Origin of the sequence: Perspicuibacillus lycopersici, from assembly GCF_025660475.1 — a bacterium.
Lineage (GTDB): Bacteria > Bacillota > Bacilli > Bacillales > Caldibacillaceae > Perspicuibacillus > Perspicuibacillus lycopersici.
The window spans coordinates 253,239-274,190 of record NZ_JAOUSF010000001.1 but is presented as its reverse complement, the minus strand read 5'-3'; the positions used below and the strand labels follow the sequence as shown (position 1 = coordinate 274,190).

General features: G+C 34.6%; 21 protein-coding genes and 1 other annotated feature. All 21 genes read left to right on the top strand.

Annotated features, from left to right (window positions below; all coding sequences use genetic code 11):
• The first annotated feature begins 356 nt into the window (after window positions 1-356).
• Window positions 357-1,481 (top strand): undecaprenyldiphospho-muramoylpentapeptide beta-N-acetylglucosaminyltransferase, encoded by a 1,125-nt coding sequence (gene murG / locus OEV98_RS01305; RefSeq protein ID WP_263071333.1) that lies wholly within the window; start codon window positions 357-359, stop codon window positions 1,479-1,481.
• Window positions 1,482-1,846: 365 nt separating this feature from the next.
• Window positions 1,847-2,659, top strand: a complete 813-nt coding sequence (locus OEV98_RS01300; RefSeq protein WP_263071332.1) for a cell division protein FtsQ/DivIB — start codon at window positions 1,847-1,849, stop codon at window positions 2,657-2,659.
• A complete protein-coding gene (locus tag OEV98_RS01295) occupies window positions 2,628-3,344 on the top strand; it encodes a DUF881 domain-containing protein (protein WP_263071331.1) in 717 nt (238 codons plus the stop codon). Before OEV98_RS01300 ends, OEV98_RS01295 begins: the two co-directional genes overlap by 32 nt.
• Before the next feature lie 41 nt (window positions 3,345-3,385).
• Window positions 3,386-4,108, top strand: coding sequence for a DUF881 domain-containing protein (locus tag OEV98_RS01290; protein WP_263071330.1), 723 nt, complete (start codon window positions 3,386-3,388; stop codon window positions 4,106-4,108).
• Window positions 4,109-4,110: 2 nt separating this feature from the next.
• Window positions 4,111-4,476: a small basic family protein gene (locus OEV98_RS01285; RefSeq protein WP_263071329.1), complete on the top strand. Its 366-nt coding sequence runs from the start codon at window positions 4,111-4,113 to the stop codon at window positions 4,474-4,476.
• A 197-nt stretch (window positions 4,477-4,673) separates the two neighbouring features.
• The gene (ftsA, locus tag OEV98_RS01280) at window positions 4,674-5,960 is read left to right on the top strand and encodes a cell division protein FtsA (protein ID WP_263071328.1); all 1,287 of its coding nucleotides are present in this window, start codon (window positions 4,674-4,676) and stop codon (window positions 5,958-5,960) included.
• A 29-nt stretch (window positions 5,961-5,989) separates the two neighbouring features.
• The gene (gene ftsZ, locus OEV98_RS01275; RefSeq protein WP_263071327.1) at window positions 5,990-7,141 is read left to right on the top strand and encodes a cell division protein FtsZ; all 1,152 of its coding nucleotides are present in this window, start codon (window positions 5,990-5,992) and stop codon (window positions 7,139-7,141) included.
• A gap of 398 nt (window positions 7,142-7,539) precedes the next feature.
• Window positions 7,540-8,466, top strand: coding sequence for a sigma-E processing peptidase SpoIIGA (gene spoIIGA / locus OEV98_RS01270; protein WP_263071326.1), 927 nt, complete (start codon window positions 7,540-7,542; stop codon window positions 8,464-8,466).
• Window positions 8,467-8,587: 121 nt separating this feature from the next.
• Window positions 8,588-9,307, top strand: coding sequence for an RNA polymerase sporulation sigma factor SigE (gene sigE, locus OEV98_RS01265; RefSeq protein ID WP_263071325.1), 720 nt, complete (start codon window positions 8,588-8,590; stop codon window positions 9,305-9,307).
• A gap of 80 nt (window positions 9,308-9,387) precedes the next feature.
• A complete protein-coding gene (sigG, locus tag OEV98_RS01260) occupies window positions 9,388-10,236 on the top strand; it encodes an RNA polymerase sporulation sigma factor SigG (RefSeq protein ID WP_263071323.1) in 849 nt (282 codons plus the stop codon).
• Between the two features lie 368 nt (window positions 10,237-10,604).
• On the top strand, window positions 10,605-11,426 hold the full coding sequence (gene pgeF / locus OEV98_RS01255) for a peptidoglycan editing factor PgeF (RefSeq protein WP_263071322.1): 822 nt from the start codon (window positions 10,605-10,607) through the stop codon (window positions 11,424-11,426).
• Window positions 11,427-11,429: 3 nt separating this feature from the next.
• Window positions 11,430-12,107, top strand: a complete 678-nt coding sequence (locus tag OEV98_RS01250) for a YggS family pyridoxal phosphate-dependent enzyme (protein WP_263071321.1) — start codon at window positions 11,430-11,432, stop codon at window positions 12,105-12,107.
• Between the two features lie 13 nt (window positions 12,108-12,120).
• Window positions 12,121-12,564 carry a cell division protein SepF gene (locus OEV98_RS01245; RefSeq protein WP_263071320.1) on the top strand — a complete coding sequence of 148 codons (444 nt, stop codon included), beginning with the start codon at window positions 12,121-12,123 and terminating at the stop codon, window positions 12,562-12,564.
• Window positions 12,565-12,572: 8 nt separating this feature from the next.
• Entirely contained in the window at window positions 12,573-12,842 is a 270-nt protein-coding gene (locus OEV98_RS01240) for a YggT family protein (RefSeq protein WP_263071319.1), read from the top strand.
• Window positions 12,843-12,883: 41 nt separating this feature from the next.
• Window positions 12,884-13,657 carry a YlmH family RNA-binding protein gene (locus tag OEV98_RS01235; protein WP_263071318.1) on the top strand — a complete coding sequence of 258 codons (774 nt, stop codon included), beginning with the start codon at window positions 12,884-12,886 and terminating at the stop codon, window positions 13,655-13,657.
• Between the two features lie 115 nt (window positions 13,658-13,772).
• Window positions 13,773-14,294, top strand: a complete 522-nt coding sequence (locus OEV98_RS01230) for a DivIVA domain-containing protein (protein WP_263071317.1) — start codon at window positions 13,773-13,775, stop codon at window positions 14,292-14,294.
• A 162-nt stretch (window positions 14,295-14,456) separates the two neighbouring features.
• Window positions 14,457-14,686 (top strand) — a binding site (T-box leader).
• A 174-nt stretch (window positions 14,687-14,860) separates the two neighbouring features.
• On the top strand, window positions 14,861-17,632 hold the full coding sequence (gene ileS / locus OEV98_RS01225; protein WP_263071316.1) for an isoleucine--tRNA ligase: 2,772 nt from the start codon (window positions 14,861-14,863) through the stop codon (window positions 17,630-17,632).
• A 369-nt stretch (window positions 17,633-18,001) separates the two neighbouring features.
• Window positions 18,002-18,292 carry a hypothetical protein gene (locus OEV98_RS01220; protein ID WP_263071315.1) on the top strand — a complete coding sequence of 97 codons (291 nt, stop codon included), beginning with the start codon at window positions 18,002-18,004 and terminating at the stop codon, window positions 18,290-18,292.
• 483 nt (window positions 18,293-18,775) lie between these two features.
• Window positions 18,776-19,240, top strand: coding sequence for a signal peptidase II (lspA, locus tag OEV98_RS01215; protein ID WP_263071314.1), 465 nt, complete (start codon window positions 18,776-18,778; stop codon window positions 19,238-19,240).
• Window position 19,241: 1 nt separating this feature from the next.
• The gene (locus tag OEV98_RS01210) at window positions 19,242-20,153 is read left to right on the top strand and encodes an RluA family pseudouridine synthase (protein ID WP_263071313.1); all 912 of its coding nucleotides are present in this window, start codon (window positions 19,242-19,244) and stop codon (window positions 20,151-20,153) included.
• 248 nt (window positions 20,154-20,401) lie between these two features.
• Window positions 20,402-20,941 (top strand): bifunctional pyr operon transcriptional regulator/uracil phosphoribosyltransferase PyrR, encoded by a 540-nt coding sequence (pyrR, locus tag OEV98_RS01205; RefSeq protein ID WP_263071312.1) that lies wholly within the window; start codon window positions 20,402-20,404, stop codon window positions 20,939-20,941.
• Window positions 20,942-20,952 lie beyond the last annotated feature (11 nt).

Here is a 20,952-nt window from a genome sequence, read left to right as displayed (position 1 = left end):
ATTACCTAAATTTTTTATTGAGATACAGCAGTGGAAGATATAAAATTGTCATAGTTTAACAATTGTATTTCTCTATTTTAAAAGTCTATTACAATTGGTGAACATTCATAAAATCTATCGAGTATTGTAGTAAGATGGTTACTATTAATGAAGATTGGCTGTTTCTATACGCATGTTTTTGTTTTTTAAGATAAGTGGCAGTAATGTATTCATGAAACTTAACAATACAAAAACATACTGTTCGATACGAAAACAGTCTAGATATAAGACTTTTTACACTAGTTTAACGGGTAAATTATTAGTAAAATTTACCAATGCAACAAAGAAAATGAAACTATCATCGAGGTGGAGAAAAAATGAAAATCGTCGTTAGTGGCGGTGGTACCGGAGGACATATTTATCCTGCATTAGCATTTGTTCGGATGGTACAAGAGCAGGACGAAACAAGTGAAATATTATACATTGGAACAGAAAAAGGCTTAGAAAGTAATATTGTTCCAAAGGCAGGAATTCGATTTGAAACGATAAATATTACAGGATTCAAACGTAAATTATCATTTGATAATATAAAAACAGTGATTCGCTTTATTACAGGTGTGAATAAAAGTAGAAAAATTTTAGAAGATTTTCAACCGGATATCGTAATTGGAACGGGTGGTTATGTTTGTGGTCCTGTTGTTTATGCTGCGCATTCCTTAAAAATTCCTACAATCATTCATGAACAAAATAGTATTCCGGGATTAACAAATAAATTTTTAAGTAGATATGTAGACAAGGTTGCTACTGCATTTCCAGATGCAGCTGCCTATTTTCCAAATGAAAAAGTAGAATTTACTGGAAATCCTCGTGCAACAGAAGTATTAGGTCATGATGGAATAAAAGGAAAACAATCGGTTGGATTATCATTAACAAAACAAACGGTATTGATTTTTGGCGGTAGCCGTGGGGCAAGACCAATAAACGAAGCGGTAATTAATATGTTGCCAAGTTTACGTGAGAAAGACTACCAGGTGTTGTATGTAACGGGTGAGGTACACTATCAATCGGTTCTTGAGGAAGTGGAGGCTGCTGGAAATCCGGATAATGTGTTTATTGTTCCATTTATACACAATATGCCAGAAGTACTTTCTGGAGTTGATTTAGTTGTATCACGTGCAGGAGCAACATCACTAGCTGAATTTACCTCTCTCGGACTGCCAAGTATATTAATTCCTAGCCCGTACGTAACAAATAATCATCAGGAGAAAAATGCCGAATCTTTGCGAAATACTGGAGCAGCTGTCGTTATATTAGAAAAAGATTTATCTGGGTCTAAATTACTAGAAGAACTTGATGAAATTCTTGGAAACAAGGATGAATTAGTGAAAATGCAGAAGGCTACAAAAAAACTAGGTATTCAAGATGCTAGTGATCGGCTGTATCGAATTTGTAAAGAACTAATTTATTTAAGTAAAAGAAAGAAGCTCTATCAAAAGTTCTAGTAAATCGCCAAAAAAAATTACATTAGCATAGTTTTTCGTGAAAATTGTAAAACATTGTTTGAAAATTCCACTCAATTATCGACGGATATGTAAAGATTAGTAGAAATAATAGGTAAAAAGTAGGATGATGTTTCTCGTTATTTCGCTCTGTACCTGTGTTATAATAGTGGATATTAATAGGATATTTAGGTTTTTGGTAGCATCACATTTTGATGAATTTCAAATGTAAGGTAGTAAAGATTAACAATTGTTTCGTTGTATTCCGCCTATTTTCGTTAATACCGACTATTAGAATGGAAGAATTAAATACAATCGTTAGTTTATGAAAACCTCTTATCAGTTTGTTTAGGTGAGGTGTATTTTTATTGGCGAGCAAAGTAGTATCAATTGAGGATAGGATTCCGAAATTAAAAGAGCATCGTAAGAAAAAAGCGAATCGAAGACTAGCTATTATTTTATTGTTATTTTTTCTACTAATAATTTCCCTCATTTATTTTCAATCTCCATTAAGTAAAGTGGGGAAAATTGTGATTACTGGAAATCAAGTATTAATGGAAGAGCAAGTAATACATTCGAGTGGAATAACTAATAATACGGTTATATTTAATATCCACAAAGATGCAATTAAGGAAAAACTATTAACTCTACCTGAGGTTTCGGATGTAGAAGTAAAGCTAACATTCCCCAATCATGTGCAAATTCATTTGAAAGAGTACAAGCCGATCGCATATTTATTTGATGATAATAAATTCAGTTTACTGTTAGAAAACGGTAAAGTAGTGGCAACAAATCGTACAATACCGAGTAATCAAATTAATCCGATTTTAAAGAATTTCAAAGATAAGGATTTAATTGAATTAGCTGCTAAACAATTGTCAAAGCTACCTGGAGATGTGAAGCATGCCATTTCCGAAATTATTTACTCACCGAAGAAAACCGATCAGTATAGTATTGTTGCTTTTATGAATGACGGTTTTGAAGTACATGCGACACTTCGAACCTTTGCAGAAAAAATGCAATATTATCCTTCGTTAGTGAAGCAAATTGATCCAGATAAAAAAGGGATTATTGATTTAGAGGTAGGGCTATTTTTTAAATCTTATCAATCAAGCATCGAGACAAATGATGGAGAAGAAGTGGAAATAAATGAAGAAGGTAACGAAGAAAGTGAAAACTAGGCATGTCGTCCTTTCTCTTGTATTTTTAGTATTAGGTTACTTAATTGCTTTTTCCTATGAATTAACAAAAGGTGACCAAGAAAAAATAAATTTTAATAGTAGAGAATGGGAGAGAAGCATTCAATTGAGAAATCAATTGAATGAGTTAGAGGAAAGCAACCGGAAATTACAAAATGACTTATTTGAAAAACAAGGAAAGCTTCTTGATATTGAAGACAGCATTACAGATGAACAACAAATTTATTCTAATTTGGCAAACGAGGCAGAGGAGCTTCGAATGCATTTAGGAAAGGTAAAGGTTAGTGGCGAGGGGGTCATCGTTACTTTAAATGATGGATTATACGACCCTGCTAATGGTGACATAAATAATTTCATGGTACATGAGCATCATGTGTTCAATGTAATAAATGAGTTGTATATATCTGGAGCGGAGGCTGTCGCAATTAATGGCCAACGACTAACAAAAAACTCCTATATTGTTTGTAATGGACCAGTAATTTCAGTTGATGGTAACCAGTTTCCAGCTCCTTTTGTAATTTCTGCTATTGGGAATAAAGACACATTAGAAAAGGCATTAAATATTCAAGGAGGAGTAAAGGATCAATTAGTAAATGATAATATTATTTTTCAATTAGAGAAAAAGGACGTCATTGAAATGGATCCGGTTCTTTCCACTGGAACATAAATAGGCAAAATTGGAAGTGGACAGAAAGTAAGGTGGGTTACATGAAAAAAAGCTATATTAGCATTACCTTTGTTACGATGTTGATCGGAATCATGTTAGCCGTCCAGTTCAATTCAACGAAACAATCAGATGATCGTGATACGAGAGATTCATGGGAAATTCGTGAGGATTATACAGAAGCACAGGAGCTTCAAACAAAGCTGCTTCAAGAAATCCGAACAAATGAAGAAAAAATTGCCCAATACGAAACGGACCGACATAACAGTAAAGAACAAGTTTTTCTTGAAACGTTAGATGAACTTCGAGCCGAGGCAGGGCTACTAGAAACAGAAGGTCCTGGGATTACAATCAAATTGACGCCTATTACACAATACATTATCCCTGGAGAGTCTGGACCATTTGTTTCATCCGATATATTACGGAAATTAATCAATGAATTGAACATGTATGGAGCTACAGCAATTTCTATTGCCGAACAACGTGTCATTAATACAACGGTTATTCGCGAAGTCGCTGGTGTTACAAAAATTGATGGTTATCCACTAAATACGTTTCCGATTGAAGTAAAGGTTATTGCATCTAGTGAGGATCAAGCGAATAAGTTGTATAATCGTATGCAAATATCCTCCATCCCTGATGATTTTTTTATTGATAATCTAAGTATGGAAATTTCGGAACCGAAAGAAAAACTAATGATACCTAAATATCAAAATGATATAGATGTAAAGAAAATGGAGCCCGTTAAAGAAGAAGGGGGCAAATAAATATGTGGCTGCCCGTATTAGGTTTACTGATAGGATTAACATTAGGATTGTTAACGGATATCCAAATCCCTGATCAATATGCAAATTATTTATCGATAGCAGTACTTGCGGCACTTGATACATTAATCGGTGGAATTCGAGCGAATTTACAAAATACATATGATGAAAAGGTTTTTGTGTCTGGTTTCTTTTTTAATATTATTTTAGCAGCAAGTTTATCTTTTCTCGGAGACCATCTTGGTGTAGACTTGTATTTAGCAGCAGTTTTTGCTTTTGGAGTAAGACTTTTCCAAAATATAGCTGTTATTAGAAGGATATTGCTTAATAAGTGGTCATTCCCTCAAAAAAATAAAAAAATCGACGAATAAAAGAGGAAAAACGCGAAAAATATCGAATTATGTAATATAATTACTATGTTTTATGTTCCTAAAAATAGGAAATAAGTTATTATATATTTATCAAATAGAAATTATTAAATATAGCTATTTTACGTAAGCAAAGTGACAATGATTAAAAAATGTTGTTGTTCAACGAATAATTTAGAGGATAAAAGGAGGTGCCAGAGATGAACAGCAATGACATTTATGTGAGTCTAGACATCGGTACATCCACTGTGAAAGTAATAATTGGTGAAATGGTCAATGATTCATTAAATATTATCGGAGTTGGCAATGTGAAATCCGAAGGGTTAAAAAAGGGTTCCGTTGTTGATATAGATAACACTGTTCAATCGATAAAACGAGCGATTGACCAAGCAGAAAGAATGATTGGAATGGAAATCCGTCAGGTAATCGTTGGAATTCCTTCCCACCAGGTTTCTTTACTTGATTGTCATGGGGTTGTAGCAGTTTCTGGTGATAATAGGGAGATTACAAATGAGGATGTAGCAAGAGTAATAGATGCTGCACAAGTCATTTCAATTCCACCTGAAAGAGAAATAATTAATATCGTACAAAAACAATTCATCGTGGATATGCAAGATGAAATTAATGATCCACGTGGAATGATAGGTGTCCGACTAGAGATGGAAGGACTTCTTGTAACTGGTGCACGAACAATATTATTAAATATTTTACGTTGTGTAGAAAAAGCTGGTTTAGAAATTACTGATATCGTGCTTCAACCACTTGCAGCAGGGGAAATAGCCCTTTCTAAAGATGAAAAAAATCTTGGTGCCGCTTTAATTGACTTAGGTGCAGGTTCAACTACTATCTCCTATTTCGAGGATGGTTTTATTAAAGGGACTTCTGTTTTACCAGTAGGTGGAGATAATATAACTAAAGATTTGTCGATTGTACTACGAACAGCGACAGAAGATGCAGAACTGGTCAAAGTAAAACATGGACATGCCTTTTTTGACCTGGCATCAGAGGATGAAGTATTTTCCCTTTCTGTCATTGGGAGTAATCAAAAACAACAATATAATCAATTAGATATTGCCGAGATTATTGAAGCAAGACTTGTAGAAATATTTGAATTCGTACAATCCGAGTTGCGAAAAATGGGTGCAACAGACCTTCCAGGTGGTTATGTACTAACTGGTGGAATAGCAAATATGCAAGGATTACTAGAATTGGCGCAAGTAATTTTCCAAAATCGTGTACGTATTGCAATTCCAGATTATATTGGAGTAAGAGACCCACAATATACTACTGCTGTTGGGATGATTAAATATTCCAATAAAAATGCTAGATTGCAAGGAAGAACGACGGAATCAGCTGTGGCACCAATGGAACATAAAGAACAAAGAACGGTGAAACCAACGTCAAAGGCAAAAGTAGTCAAACAACAACAACCAGAAGAAAAATTAACAACGAAAATGAAGAAATTCCTTGGCACTTTCTTTGAATAACGTATAGGAATAAGGTAGGAGGATATTGCATGTTGGATTTTGAAACAAATATAGACTCATTGGCGTCAATAAAGGTTATTGGTGTAGGTGGCGGCGGAAATAATGCTGTTAACCGAATGATTGAACATGGTGTTCAAGGGGTAGAATTTATTGCAGTAAACACAGATGCGCAAGCATTAAATTTATCCAAAGCGGAAATACGGATGCAAATTGGTGGAAAACTAACAAGAGGATTAGGTGCAGGAGCTAATCCAGAAGTTGGTAAGAAAGCTGCAGAAGAAAGTAAAGAGCAAATTGAAGAAGTACTAAAAGGTGCAGATATGGTATTTGTTACTGCAGGAATGGGTGGAGGAACCGGAACAGGTGCTGCTCCTGTAATCGCTCAAATCGCAAAAGATTTAGGCGCTCTTACAGTCGGTGTTGTAACAAGACCGTTTACATTTGAAGGAAAAAAACGTTCGAACCAAGCAACTGGCGGAATTTCTGCAATGAAAGAAGCTGTCGATACATTAATTGTTATTCCTAATGATCGTTTACTTGAAATTGTTGATAAGAGTACGCCAATGTTAGAAGCTTTCCGTGAAGCTGATAACGTGCTTAGACAAGGGGTTCAAGGTATTTCTGATTTAATTGCTGTTCCAGGACTAATTAACTTAGATTTTGCCGATGTGAAAACTATTATGTCAAATAAAGGCTCAGCATTAATGGGTATTGGTGTGTCATCTGGTGAAAACCGCGCTGCTGAAGCAGCGAAAAAAGCAATTTCTAGTCCATTGTTAGAAACATCTATTGATGGTGCTCAAGGTGTGCTTATGAATATTACGGGTGGAACAAACTTAAGTCTTTATGAAGTACAAGAAGCAGCTGATATTGTTGCATCTGCATCAGACCAAGAAGTTAATATGATTTTTGGTTCTGTGATAAATGAAGATTTCAAAGACGAAATCGTTGTAACGGTGATTGCTACAGGATTTAGAGAAGAAGCTAGTCAAAATAAACCGACACAGCGTCCTGTAATAAATCAAGCAAAACCAACACATACAACAACTACAACAAATCCGGTGAAACGGGAAACTACTACTCGTGAAGTAGAGCATCAAAACAATTCACAAAGTATTCAATACCAAGAAGAAACTTTGGATATTCCAACATTTTTAAGAAATCGTAACCGTAATAGATAATTATTGAATAAAAAAAAGCATCCTTTCTTGATCTGCCCTAATAAGTTAGACAAAAATGTTGATGCAAATGAAAAGACTTGAGTGTTCCACTGGACTCAAGTCTTTTCATTTTATTGAATTTCTTTCTTCCGCCAATCCCTTCCCCCTAGCAAAATATTTTCAGACCTATTCGTTATTTCTTGACAAAATATGAGTATATTCTTGAAAAGTTTCTAAGTTTTGAAGACATAATCTGACACACTTTTATTCAAATTGTAGTTATACTTTTTCATAAGGTCAATAATAACAAGAGTTTAATAGGATATAAGAATTGCTCCTCATATGTGTAACGAATGCAGCCTAAAAATTTCCTAAAGAAGTAAGTGTATGTTGTGTAAAAAGGAGGAGGTGGTCCCTAGTTGCCAATTTATTTAGATATAATTTGGCTGTTAAATTTTTTATTCGATAGTCTGCTGTTATTTATTACAGGCTTGATTTTAAAGCGGCCATTGGCAAAACGTAAAATATTTTTTGGTGGACTATTAGGATCACTTATCATTTTTGCCCCATTTAGTCCATTTGCAGCCATATTATCGTCACCAATCATGAAAATAGTACTTTCCATTATTATGGTATGGGTATCGTTTGGCTTTAAAAAATTTCGTTTTTTCTTTACAAATATTTGTATGTTTTATTTATGTACTTTTGCAGCAGGTGGTACACTCATTGGTTTACATTATTTATTTAGCTTTCAATTTAATTTATCCAACTCCCTTATGTTAAATAGTATAAGAGGATTCGGTGATCCAATTAGCTGGATCTTCATCGTTTTCGGCTTTCCACTTGTGCTTTATTTTTCCCGCCAAACATTTGATCGTTTTGAAACGGCAAAAATCCAATTTGATCAATTGGTTGATGTGACGATCGTAATCAATCAACAATCGGTACAATTAAAAGGACTGATTGATAGCGGGAATCATTTATATGACCCGCTAACAAAAAAGCCGGTTATGATAGTCTCTCTAAATCATACAAAGCATTTGTTTCCTATTGACCTTTTAAATGTATTTGAAAATGCTAATAACCTTTGGAATTTAGAAGGTGAATTAATGGATGAATGGCTGAAAAAGATTTCAATTATTCCTTATCGTGTAGTTGGCCAAGAAAATCGTCTAATTGCAGCAGTAAAACCGGATCAAATTATTATTCAAAAAGAGGAGGATGTGATACAAACAAATCAGCTATTTCTTGCATTTGTCAATCAATCTTTATCCTCTGATGATACGTTTGAATGTATTGTTCATCCGAAAATTATCAACAAGGCAATACATAAACAAGTTTCCTAATTATTATTATCGGGAATGAACTAAATATAGTAAATGGTGATTACTTGTTTCATAAAGGAGATTTTAACAATCTTCCATAATATCATACTCATTACTGGCACTTTTAGAAGGGGGAACCGACATGAAAAAATTACGCTTCTTATTTACGTATTATTGGCAGAAAATACTGAAAAGGTTACGTAAAAAACCAGATGAAATTTACTATATTGGTGGTAGTGAAGCACTTCCTCCCCCACTTTCAAAGGAGGAAGAAGAAATCCTATTGGAAAAACTTCCAAAAGGCGATGAAACAGCAAGATCGATGCTAATTGAAAGAAATCTACGACTAGTAGTTTATATCGCGAGGAAATTTGAAAATACAGGGATTAATATCGAGGATTTAATAAGTATTGGTACAATCGGTTTAATTAAAGCAGTAAATACCTTTAATCCTGAAAAGAAGATTAAATTAGCAACCTATGCTTCCCGTTGTATTGAAAACGAAATATTAATGTATTTGCGAAGAAATAATAAAATACGATCTGAGGTTTCTTTTGATGAGCCATTAAATATCGATTGGGATGGAAATGAGTTATTACTTTCTGATGTGTTAGGAACGGATGAAGATATTATTACGAAGGATTTAGAATCAAATGTTGATCGAAAATTATTAATGAAGGCTTTACATTCTTTATCAGACCGTGAAAAATTAATTATGGAATTACGTTTTGGATTAGTGGGAGAAGAAGAGAAAACACAAAAAGATGTGGCAGATATGCTTGGAATATCGCAATCCTATATTTCACGATTAGAAAAGAGAATTTTCAAGCGATTGCGAAAAGAATTCGAAAAAATGGTTTAGTAAAAAATAGAAAAAAACTTTTTCTTTTTCGGCTCTTATTTTTCAATGGTTTGGACAAGTTGTGGTGATTTATCCCAGATATGTGGTGCATATTTTTCCCTTCAAAGGAGATACTTAACTTTGTAAAGCACTCCTGTGAGGAGGGAAAACTATTGATGCGCAACAAAGTAGAAATATGTGGTGTAGATACTTCAAAACTTCCCGTCTTAAAAAACGAAGAAATGAGAGAGCTTTTCAAACAAATGCATGAAGGCAATATTACCGCAAGAGAAAAATTAGTCAATGGAAATTTGCGTCTAGTTCTCAGTGTTATCCAGCGATTTAATAATCGTGGGGAATATGTCGATGACCTGTTCCAAGTAGGGTGTATTGGTTTAATGAAATCTATTGATAATTTTGATTTAGGTCAAAATGTTCGCTTTTCTACCTATGCGGTCCCAATGATTATTGGGGAAATACGACGCTATCTTCGGGATAATAACCCTATACGTGTTTCCAGATCTCTACGTGATATCGCTTACAAGTCGCTACAAATTCGGGAAAGATTAATTGCAGAAACGTCTAAAGAACCCACAGCTGAAGACATTGCGAAAGAACTTGGTGTACCACAAGAAGAAATTGTATTTGCACTTGATGCAATACAAGACCCTGTCTCCTTATTTGAGCCCATTTATAATGATGGTGGCGATCCGATTTATGTAATGGATCAAATAAGTGATGATAAAAACAGTGATACAAGTTGGATTGATGAAATTGCATTAAAGGAAGGTATTCGCAGATTAAATGAACGTGAAAAAATGATTTTAAAAAAGCGGTTTTTTCAAGGGAAAACACAAATGGAAGTGGCCGAAGAAATTGGCATTTCACAGGCACAAGTATCCCGTCTTGAAAAAGCAGCAATCAAACAAATGGCAAAAAATATTCAGTAATAGCAAAAAGCAATTATTTGCTCATTGTTATGTTATAAATGAAGCGAGCTGTCTATTGGACAGCTCTTTTCTTTTTTGCTGGCTGATTGGTCATGTGATAGATTGTATAATGACAGCCCGTACCAACGGATTACTCTTATGCTAAATGATTAGAAGAGTGTATTTTCTCCTTAATGGTATGTTCAAATAACTACTATGATACGAAATAAGCGCTCCATATCGAATAAATATGTGTACGTATCTACTTATTCTTTTGAAAAATATGCAATGAGTGGTATGACGAATAAGCATTATTATGATAAACTATTGAAAATGAGAGGACTATTCACGTTCTTTGCAACAAATACTAATTATGGGTGAGGGATTCGATGCTTGATGCGTTTCAACTTGATGAAGAAACATTTTTCTTAATAAACAGTTGGCAAGCAATTAACCCGAAAATTTACGCAGGTTTTACAACAAAGAATAATGGAGTAAGTAATTACCCATATTCTAGTAATAATATGGGGTTGCATGTTGGAGATAAGGAAAGTGATGTTTGCATTAATCGCAGCAGATTAGCTGAAAAAATACAATTTCCGTTAGAACAATGGGTGTGTGCGGAACAAACACATGGCCACCTCATACAGAAGGTAGACGAGAATGACTGCGGTAAAGGTGCCAAAAAATACGAAAATAGTATCCGTAACCGAGATGGTCTTTATACGACTGAAAAAAATGTATTATTAGCACTGTGCTATGCAGATTGTGTACCTATCTATTTTTATGAACCAAAATCTGAAACCATTGGTATGGTTCATGCAGGTTGGCGTGGGACAGTAGAAAATATTAGTAAATCATTATTGAACGAATGGTCACAAAATGGCATCGATCTAGAGGATGTCCTTGTCGTAATTGGCCCATCTATTTGCAAACAATGTTATATTGTAGATAATAAAGTTATTGATCAAATAGAAAAATTAGCGATTACAGGAACAGAACGATATTATTCGCTTGTTAGTGAAAATCAATACTCACTTGATTTGAAAGGGCTAAATTATTTTTTACTAGTATCTAATGGAATTTCAGAAAAAAATATTCAAGTGACAAGCTATTGTACAAGTTGTAATTTTGATTATTTTTACTCACATCGCCGCGACAAAGGAAAAACGGGTCGAATGATAGGCTTTATTGGTATTAGGGAGGATTAAATTGTGGGTGTTTCTAGTAATTTAATGGTTATAAAAGAAAAGGTGAAGAAAAGCTGTGAAAAAGTAAACCGAGATCCTGAGGAAATAACTATTATTGCAGTTACAAAATATTCTACGGTTGAACGTGCGAAGGAAGTAATCGATGCAGGAATTCGTGATTTAGGAGAAAACCGCGACCAAGAATTTATCAATAAATATAATGCTTTAGGAAGCAAACCGATATGGCATTTTATCGGAACATTGCAAACAAGAAAAGTGAAAAATATTATTGATAAGGTTGATTATATACACTCTCTTGATCGAATAGCTTTGGCACAAGAGATTGATAAACGAGCTACTCGTCAAATTCCATGTTTCGTGCAAGTAAATGTTTCGAATGAGGATTCGAAGCATGGATTAGCTGTGGATGAGGTAATTCCATTCATTGAACAACTAAAAGAATATTCGAATATCCAAATTATTGGATTGATGACAATGGCACCAAATACCGAGGATAAACAATTGATTCGAAATTGCTTCCGGGGATTAAAACAATTACAACAACAAATTCAAAAGAAAAAATGGCAACATGCAACATGCACAGAGCTATCGATGGGAATGTCTAATGATTATGATATTGCAATTGAAGAAGGTGCAACAATCATTCGAATTGGCACTGCATTAGTAGGAAGAAATGAATAGGGGTGAGCCTCAAGTGGGAATTAAATCAAAAATTAAAACATGGTTTTTTCTAGATGATGAATACGAAGAAGTGTATGAAGAGGAAGTCCCGTCTCCAAAAAAAGAACAGGAACCCCAAGCAAAGCAAATACGAAATCAACAAAAACAAAATGTGGTCAGTATTCAAAGTATTCAAAAGTCATCAAAGGTAATATTAGCGGAACCTAAATTTTATGAAGAAGCGCAGGATATTGCCGATCATTTAAGGAATCGAAGGGCAGTAGTGATTAATTTACAGCAAATCGATAGAGATCAGGCACGTAGAATTATCGACTTTATTAGTGGCACTGTTTATGCAATAGCTGGAGATATTCAGCGAATTGGTAGCGATATCTTTCTATGTACCCCTGAAAATGTCGAAGTAGCTGGAAGTATCTCTGAAGCGATATATCAAGATAATGATAATACGAGGTGGTAATGTATACGATGGGTATAATTTTTGATATTTTAAATTACGCGTTAACTATTTATTTATATGCGATTATTGTTTATATTTTTATGTCATGGATTCCAAATGCTCGCGGTACTCGATTCGGACAGATTTTAGCCAATATTTGTGAGCCGTATTTAGAAATGTTTCGTCGGATTATTCCTCCACTTGGAATGATTGACTTTTCTCCAATTATTGCGCTATTCGTATTACGATTAGCTGCTTCCGGATTACATCAGGTAGAAATTTGGTTATTATTTTCCTAAGTAATTGTAATTTTACATAAGTTATCTGAAGGAGCTAGCATATGTCTATATATCAACATTTTCGTCCGGAGGAAAAGGAATTTATCGACCAAGTATTAAACTGGCAGTCTTTTGTTAAGGATAATTATGCACCGAGGCTATCAGATTTTCTTGATCCAAGGGAACAATTTATTGTTCAGTCAATCATTGGTGGAGAGAATGATTGTAAGGTTTCTTTTTTCGGTGGCAATGAACATGCAGAACGAAAACGTGCATTTCTATACCCTGAATACATAGAACCAAGTCAAGAGGATTTTCAATGTACTTTATTTGAAATTGAGTATCCGGATAAATTTATTCATTTAACACATCCACAAATATTAGGAAGTCTCATGGGCTTAGGCTTGCGCAGAGGAAAATTCGGTGATATTTTATTGGATGAAAAAAGAATCCAATTTTTAGCAGCTAGTGAAGTGACTGATTATATTAAACTTCATTTTCATACGGTAGGAAAGACTACGATAGCATTAGCGGAAAAATCGCTGGATGATCTTATAGGTAGCCAAGAAGAATATCAGGAAATACAAGCGACTGTTTCCTCTATGCGTTTAGATACGATTCTAGCATCGATAACGAAAATATCTAGACAAAAAGCCGTTTCTTTAATTCAAAGTGGTACTGTTAAAGTAAATTGGCGACTTGTTGAACAACCATCCTTTGTTGTTCAACAAGGGGATTTGATTTCTGCAAGAGGCTATGGACGAATAAAAATTTTACTGATTGGTGATCAAACAAAAAAAGAAAAATGGCGAATAACGGTCGGGAAACTAAAATAAATTTTAAAAATTAAGAGGAAAATTCCCGCTTACTGTCGAAACATAGTATATAATGTATAATAAATACTATATAATGTACCTAGATGAATTTTGAATTAATTTTGGAGGTGGCCTTATGCCGTTAACGCCGTTGGATATACATAACAAAGAATTTGCCCGAGGTTTTCGTGGATATGATGAAGATGAGGTTAATGAATTTTTAGACCAAGTCATTAAAGATTATGAAATGATTATTCGTGAAAAAAGAGAGCTTGAAGAAAGAGTTAAAGATTTTCAAGAAAAATTAGCGCATTTTAATAATATCGAGGAAACATTGAATAAATCTATCGTTATTGCCCAGGAGGCAGGGGAAGATGTAAAGCGTAATGCTCAAAAGGAAGCGAAGCTAATCGTCCGTGAAGCTGAAAAAAATGCGGATCGAATCGTCAATGATGCTTTATCTAAAGCTAGAAAAATTGCAATTGAAATTGAAGACTTGAAAAAACAATCAAAAATTTTCCGTACTCGCTTTAAAATGCTTATTGAAGCCCAACTAGATTTAATTAATTCAAATGATTGGGATCAAATTATGGAATTTAATGTAGATGCAACTGAATTAAAATCATTGCGTGAAGAAGAAGATAGTGTGATTAAATAATTTTCTAGTACATTAAACAAAAAATAGATTGACGAATAACCTGTTTATTGCATATAATTCTTTATTATACTTAAATTATGCTAAAATATGTTTTTTGACAATTAATAGTGTATAATGCATTATCTACTATATGTTTGATTGTAAGACCGTTAGTTGAAATAAAAAATGACGATGAAAGGGACAGTACAATTACTTCTTTTTGCTAAGCGAATCGAGGATGGTGTAAGCTCGATGAAAAAGACTAATTGGAAAATCACCCTGGAGTTCCTATCCTGAAAATGGATTGCTCACGTAAGGATAGGCGTTAATTCACGTTACGAATGTAGAGTGGACAAAAGATATGTCTCTTGTCTATTTGGGTGGTACCGCGGGTAAGCTTTCTCGTCCCAATTTGGGATGAGGAGGCTTTTTTATTTTCTATTTTTTTCATACAAGTGACCTAGACTCGCTAACTGTCTAAATTATGGAGAAAGAGGAAATGATTATTACTATATGTAAATCCGAAAAAACAAAATATATGCTGTTATTTTTATATGTTTTTTCTTTAAATTGAAAGGAGTATATAAATGGAATACAAAGAAACGTTATTAATGCCAAAAACGGATTTCCCAATGCGTGGAAATTTACCAAAAAGAGAACCAGAAATGCAAGCGAAATGGGAAGAAATGGATATTTATAAAAAGGTTCAAGAAAGAACAAATGGACGTCCGAAGTTCGTTCTTCATGATGGACCACCATATGCAAATGGTAGTATCCATATGGGGCATGCATTAAATAAGGTATTAAAGGATATTATCGTTCGTTCGAAATCAATGATGGGCTTTGATGCGCCATATGTACCAGGTTGGGATACTCATGGTTTGCCAATTGAACAGGTATTAACAAATAAAGGTGTTAACCGTAAAGAAATGTCTGTATTTGAATTCCGTAAGCTATGTGAACAATATGCTTATGAACAGGTAGATATCCAACGTACGGAATTTAAAAAGCTTGGTGTACGTGGAGATTGGGAAAATCCATATATTACTTTAAAGCCAAAATATGAAGCACAACAAATTCGTGTATTTGGTGAAATGGCGAAAAAAGGATTAATTTATAAAGGGTTAAAACCAGTGTATTGGTCTCCGTCATCTGAATCAGCGCTTGCAGAAGCAGAAATTGAATATAAAGATAAAAAATCAGCATCCATCTTTGTTGCATTTCCTGTAAAAGATGGAAAAGGTGTTCTTGACCAGGATACCGAAATCGTGATTTGGACAACAACACCATGGACTATTCCTGCAAATTTAGGTATTTCTGTACATCCTGAATTGACTTATGTTGTCGTTAAAGTTAATGACCGAAAATTTGTAGTCGCAGAAGATTTATTGAGTTCTGTTGTCGAAGCTTTAGAATGGGATCAATATGAAGTTGTTCAAACTGTAAATGGTTCTGATTTAGAATATGTAGTTGCAAAGCATCCATTATATGGACGTGATTCCTTAGTGATGCTTGGTGAACATGTTACAACGGATTCAGGTACAGGTTGTGTTCATACAGCACCAGGGCATGGGGAAGACGACTTCTATGTAGGTCAAAAATATGAATTAGGCGTATTAAGTCCAGTTGATGAAAAAGGTCATATGACAAGTGAAGCTCCTGGCTTTGAAGGCTTATATTATGATAAAGCAAATAAAGTAATTACAGAAAAATTAACAGAGGTAGGAGCGTTACTTAAGCTTTCCTTTATTACTCACTCCTATCCACATGATTGGCGTACGAAAAAGCCGGTAATTTTCCGCGCAACAGCACAATGGTTTGCGTCTATTGAACCAATTCGTGAACAGTTGCTAAATGAAATTCAAAATGTGAAGTGGCATAATAAATGGGGCGAAACAAGACTGTATAATATGATCCGCGACCGTGGTGATTGGTGTATTTCCCGACAACGTGTTTGGGGTGTTCCAATTCCTGTATTTTATGCGGAAAATGGGGAAGCGATTATTACGGAAGAAACCGTAAATCATGTGGCCAATTTATTTGAAGAGCATGGCTCTAATATTTGGTTTGATCGCGAACCAAAAGATTTATTACCGGAAGGCTTTAGTCACCCAGGTAGTCCAAATGGAGTATTTACAAAAGAAACAGATATTATGGATGTATGGTTTGACTCGGGTTCTTCCCATTATGCGGTATTAGAAGCAAGAGAAGAGCTTACACATCCTGCAGATATTTATTTAGAAGGTTCTGATCAATACCGTGGTTGGTTTAACTCCAGCTTAATTACAAGTGTTGCCGTGACAGGTCATGCACCATATAAAGGTGTAGTATCTAATGGCTTTACGGTTGATGCAGAGGGTAAGAAAATGTCTAAATCATTAGGTAACGTAATTGTCCCTGAACAAATTACAAAACAATTCGGTGCCGATGTATTACGACTATGGGTATCTTCAGTAGATTACACAACTGATGTTAAAGTATTTATGGATAACTTCAAGCAAGTTTCTGAAGTTTATCGTAAAATTCGTAATACACTACGCTTCATGCTCGGAACAACATCTGATTTTAATCCAGCAACAGATAAAGTAGCGTTTGAAGAGCTACGTGAAGTGGATCAATACATGCTTGTAAAGCTGAATAATTTAATTAAAAATATTCGTGGCTGCTATGAGGAATATAACTTTGCTGAAATTTATCATAATGTAAATAATTTCTTTGCGCTTGATCTAAGTGCTTTCTATTTAGATTTTGCAAAAGATGTATTATACATTGAAGCACCTAACGATAAAGTTCGTCGCTCGATGCAAACAGTCATTTATGAAAGCTTAATTGCGCTAACTAAATTAATGGCACCAATTTTACCACATACAGCGGATGAGGTTTGGGGATATATTCCAAGCGTTGAAGAAGAAAGTGTCCAATTGACAGATCTTCCAAACTATGTGGAATTACCAAATGCCGATGCATTAGTTGAAAAGTGGTCAGCATTTTTAGATCTTCGTGATGATGTGCTAAAAGCGCTTGAGGTGGCACGTAACGAAAAGGTTATTGGTAAATCATTAACAGCTAAAGTTTCCTTGTATGTAACAAATAGTGTGAAGGAATTACTTGCTTCCATCTCTGAAAATATCGGTCAAATTTTTATCGTTTCTGATTTTGAAATTGCTGGAGCATACGAGGAAGCACCAGATTCCGCATTGAAATTAGAAAATGCAGCAATTGTTGTTACGAAAGCAGAAGGCGAAACATGTGACCGTTGTTGGGTTGTAACACCAGAAGTTGGTCATGATCATGATCACCCAACATTATGCCCACGCTGTGCATCTGTTGTAAAAGAAAATTATAGTCATTTAGCATAATCATTGTATGTTATTTCTTTGCTTTTGACTATTCCATACACAGGCAAGATTATGACGACTATATAAATTAATACAGCTGAAAAAGGTCAGACTTACCGCTAATATCACCTATAAGTGATGAGATGTGTATAGTCTGACTCTTTTTATGTTAAAAACCCGCATTTTCATCTATTACAATGATTAACCAAAAACGGATAACTTTCTTAGTTTTACAAAAAGCTTCTGAAAATGAATCAGGACTCTGTGGACAAACTAACAAATACATTATTTGGTTTACGTCCAAAAGGACTATATCTTTATCAGTGTGGTATATAAGAGTAACGGAATCATTTGCAGCAACTACATGAGAATACAATAGGAGGGTTTTAATTGGATCAAACGTTCAATGATTTGTATGTGGAAATCGTTGCAATGAAGAAGGATTTAGAAGAACACCTCGAAAAGAACCAATTATCTGCTCATGTTAAGCAATTAGCAAAAGAAGAATTATCTGATATCAACAATACATTAGAGAAATGGAATAATGGTTACTATGGAATCTGCGAAGAAACCGGTAACCAATTACCAGTAGAATTATTATCCTTCCAACCAACCGTCCGCAGCTTTCGAGAAGTCAATCACCTAATGAAATATTTAAAAAAACCAGTTTTCCCATTATGAGATTTTAAGCAAAATGGAAAAGGGGCTGGGACAAAACGAAAAACGCTATTTTTCTTGATGGAGCAATGTTATTTTAATTATGTTTTAGTTGGCGCTTTCCGCGGTCGAGCGTCCGCGGATTTGCCTTCCTGCAGAGTCTCGAGTCACGGGCTATTCCCGCGGGAGTGACACTTCACTCCAATCAATTTTCAAAAGTATCTTTTTTATCATTGGTATTAGAAATTTTTAGAAAACCACTTATGTCCCAGACTCTTTTTTTATCACTGTTTTCGTATAGTCTGTTGTTTTTTCTAAAAATCCCTAAAGAAAAATACACATAATAACAATCCTTTAAAATACAGCTGTATTTATTAATAATTATCATTAGCAATTAATATAAGCCTATATAAACAGTAAATATAGCTCAAACGAAAATAAATCGCATTGCAATCCAATTTATGCTAAAATTCAATAGAGTATAATGGAAGCTTGGGGGTTACCGGATTGTTATATTATTTAATAACTTTACTAATCATTGGAATTGACCAATTAACAAAATGGCTAATTGTAGCGAAAATGCAATATGGTGAAAGTATTACAATTATAGAAGATTTCTTGTACATCACCTCCCATCGAAATCAAGGAGCAGCATGGGGAATACTTCAAGGTCAAATGTGGTTCTTCTATTTAATCACCGTTTTAGTCATTGGATTTTTAATTTATTATTTACAAAAGCACGGAAAAGGCAAACCATTATTTAGCATTGCAATTGCATTAATGCTTGGTGGAGCAATTGGAAATTTTATAGACCGTTTATTTCGTAAAGAAGTTGTCGATTTTATAAATGTATACATATTCAATTATGATTTTCCAATTTTTAATGTAGCGGATTCTGCCCTTGTTGTAGGGGTAACATTATTAATAATTCAAATGCTTCTAGAAGAACGTAAGAGCAAAAAGGAGAAATAGTATGGAGAAATTACAACACATCATTCGTGATGTGGACAGTGGAAATAGAATTGATAAGATTCTTTCCACTATCAATAAGGAATGGTCAAGAACACAAGTTCAAGATTGGATTAAGGATGGTCTTGTCCTTGTAAATGGGAATAAAATAAAAGCAAATTATAAATGTAACCTAAATGATGTTATAGAAGTAACAATTCCAGATGCTGTCGAATTAGATGTTGTTCCTGAAGCAATGGATTTAGATATTTATTATGAGGATAAAGATGTCATTGTTGTTAATAAACCACGTGGGATGGTAGTACATCCTGCACCTGGACATACGAGTGGTACGCTTGTTAATGGTTTACTTGCTCATTGTAATGATTTATCAGGGATTAATGGGGTGATGCGTCCTGGGATTGTTCATCGTATCGATAAGGACACTTCGGGATTACTTATGGTGGCAAAAAATGATGTTGCCCACGAAAGCCTAGTAGACCAATTAGTGAAAAAATCTGTAACAAGAAAATACCAAGCAGTTGTTCATGGGGTAATTCCACATGATTACGGAACCGTCGATGCGCCAATCGGAAGAGACAAACAAGACCGTCAACGAATGGCTGTTGTAGATAACGGAAAACATGCCGTTACCCATTTTCGTATAATTGAACGGTTTAATAACTACACACATATTGAATGTGAACTGGAAACAGGAAGAACGCATCAAATAAGAGTCCATATGAAATATATCGGCTACCCATTAGCAGGTGATCCTAAATATGGTCCAAAAAGGACATTGCCGTTTAATGGACAAGTCCTTCATGCTGGTGTTCTAGGATTTAATCACCCGCGAACAGGGGAATATTTAGAGTTTTCAGCACCATTACCAGAGGATTTTTCTACTTTACTTCAGCAATTAAAAAATGATCGTTAAAAGTATCATAATGCACGATTATTATTTGATAATTGAAACATATCGTTTACCCATTGACAACAAACGCTAAACAAGAGTATCATCAATATGAAAAGATTAGAACCTTTAAATCAGTCCAGAGAGGCTGAGAAGGTAACGGACCTAAAGCATTAAATTACCTAGGGACAGACCCTCTCGCCTTTACTAGCGAGAGGTTTTTTGTATCTTTTAAAAAATTCTCGTACGAATAATTTTTCCGGAGGTTAAATATGGAAAAAGCGGTAGTATTAGATGAACAAGCGATGAGAAGAGCATTGACAAGAATCGCGCATGAAGTTATTGAAAAAAATAAAGGAATAGATGATATTGTCATCATTGGGATTCGGACTAGAGGCATATTTTTAGCCCAACGTTTAGCAAGCCGAATTGAACAAATTGAAGGTGCAAAGGTTCCAGTAGGAGAATTAGATATTACTTTATATCGGGATGACTTAACGATAAAAACAAAAGATAAAGAGCCATTAGTAAAGGGCTCAGATATACCAGTCGATATTCATAATAAAAAAGTAATATTAGTGGATGATGTTTTATACACTGGGCGAACAGTCCGTGCTGCAATGGATGCACTGATAGATATCGGAAGACCTGCCCAAATTCAATTGGCTGTTTTAGCAGATCGAGGACATCGGGAATTGCCTATCCGAGCTGATTATGTTGGGAAAAATATTCCGACCTCAAAAACCGAAAAGATTGTCGTTGAATTAGTAGAAAATGACCGTGTGGATCGCGTAAGTATTCATGAAAAATAAAATAGCTTGCC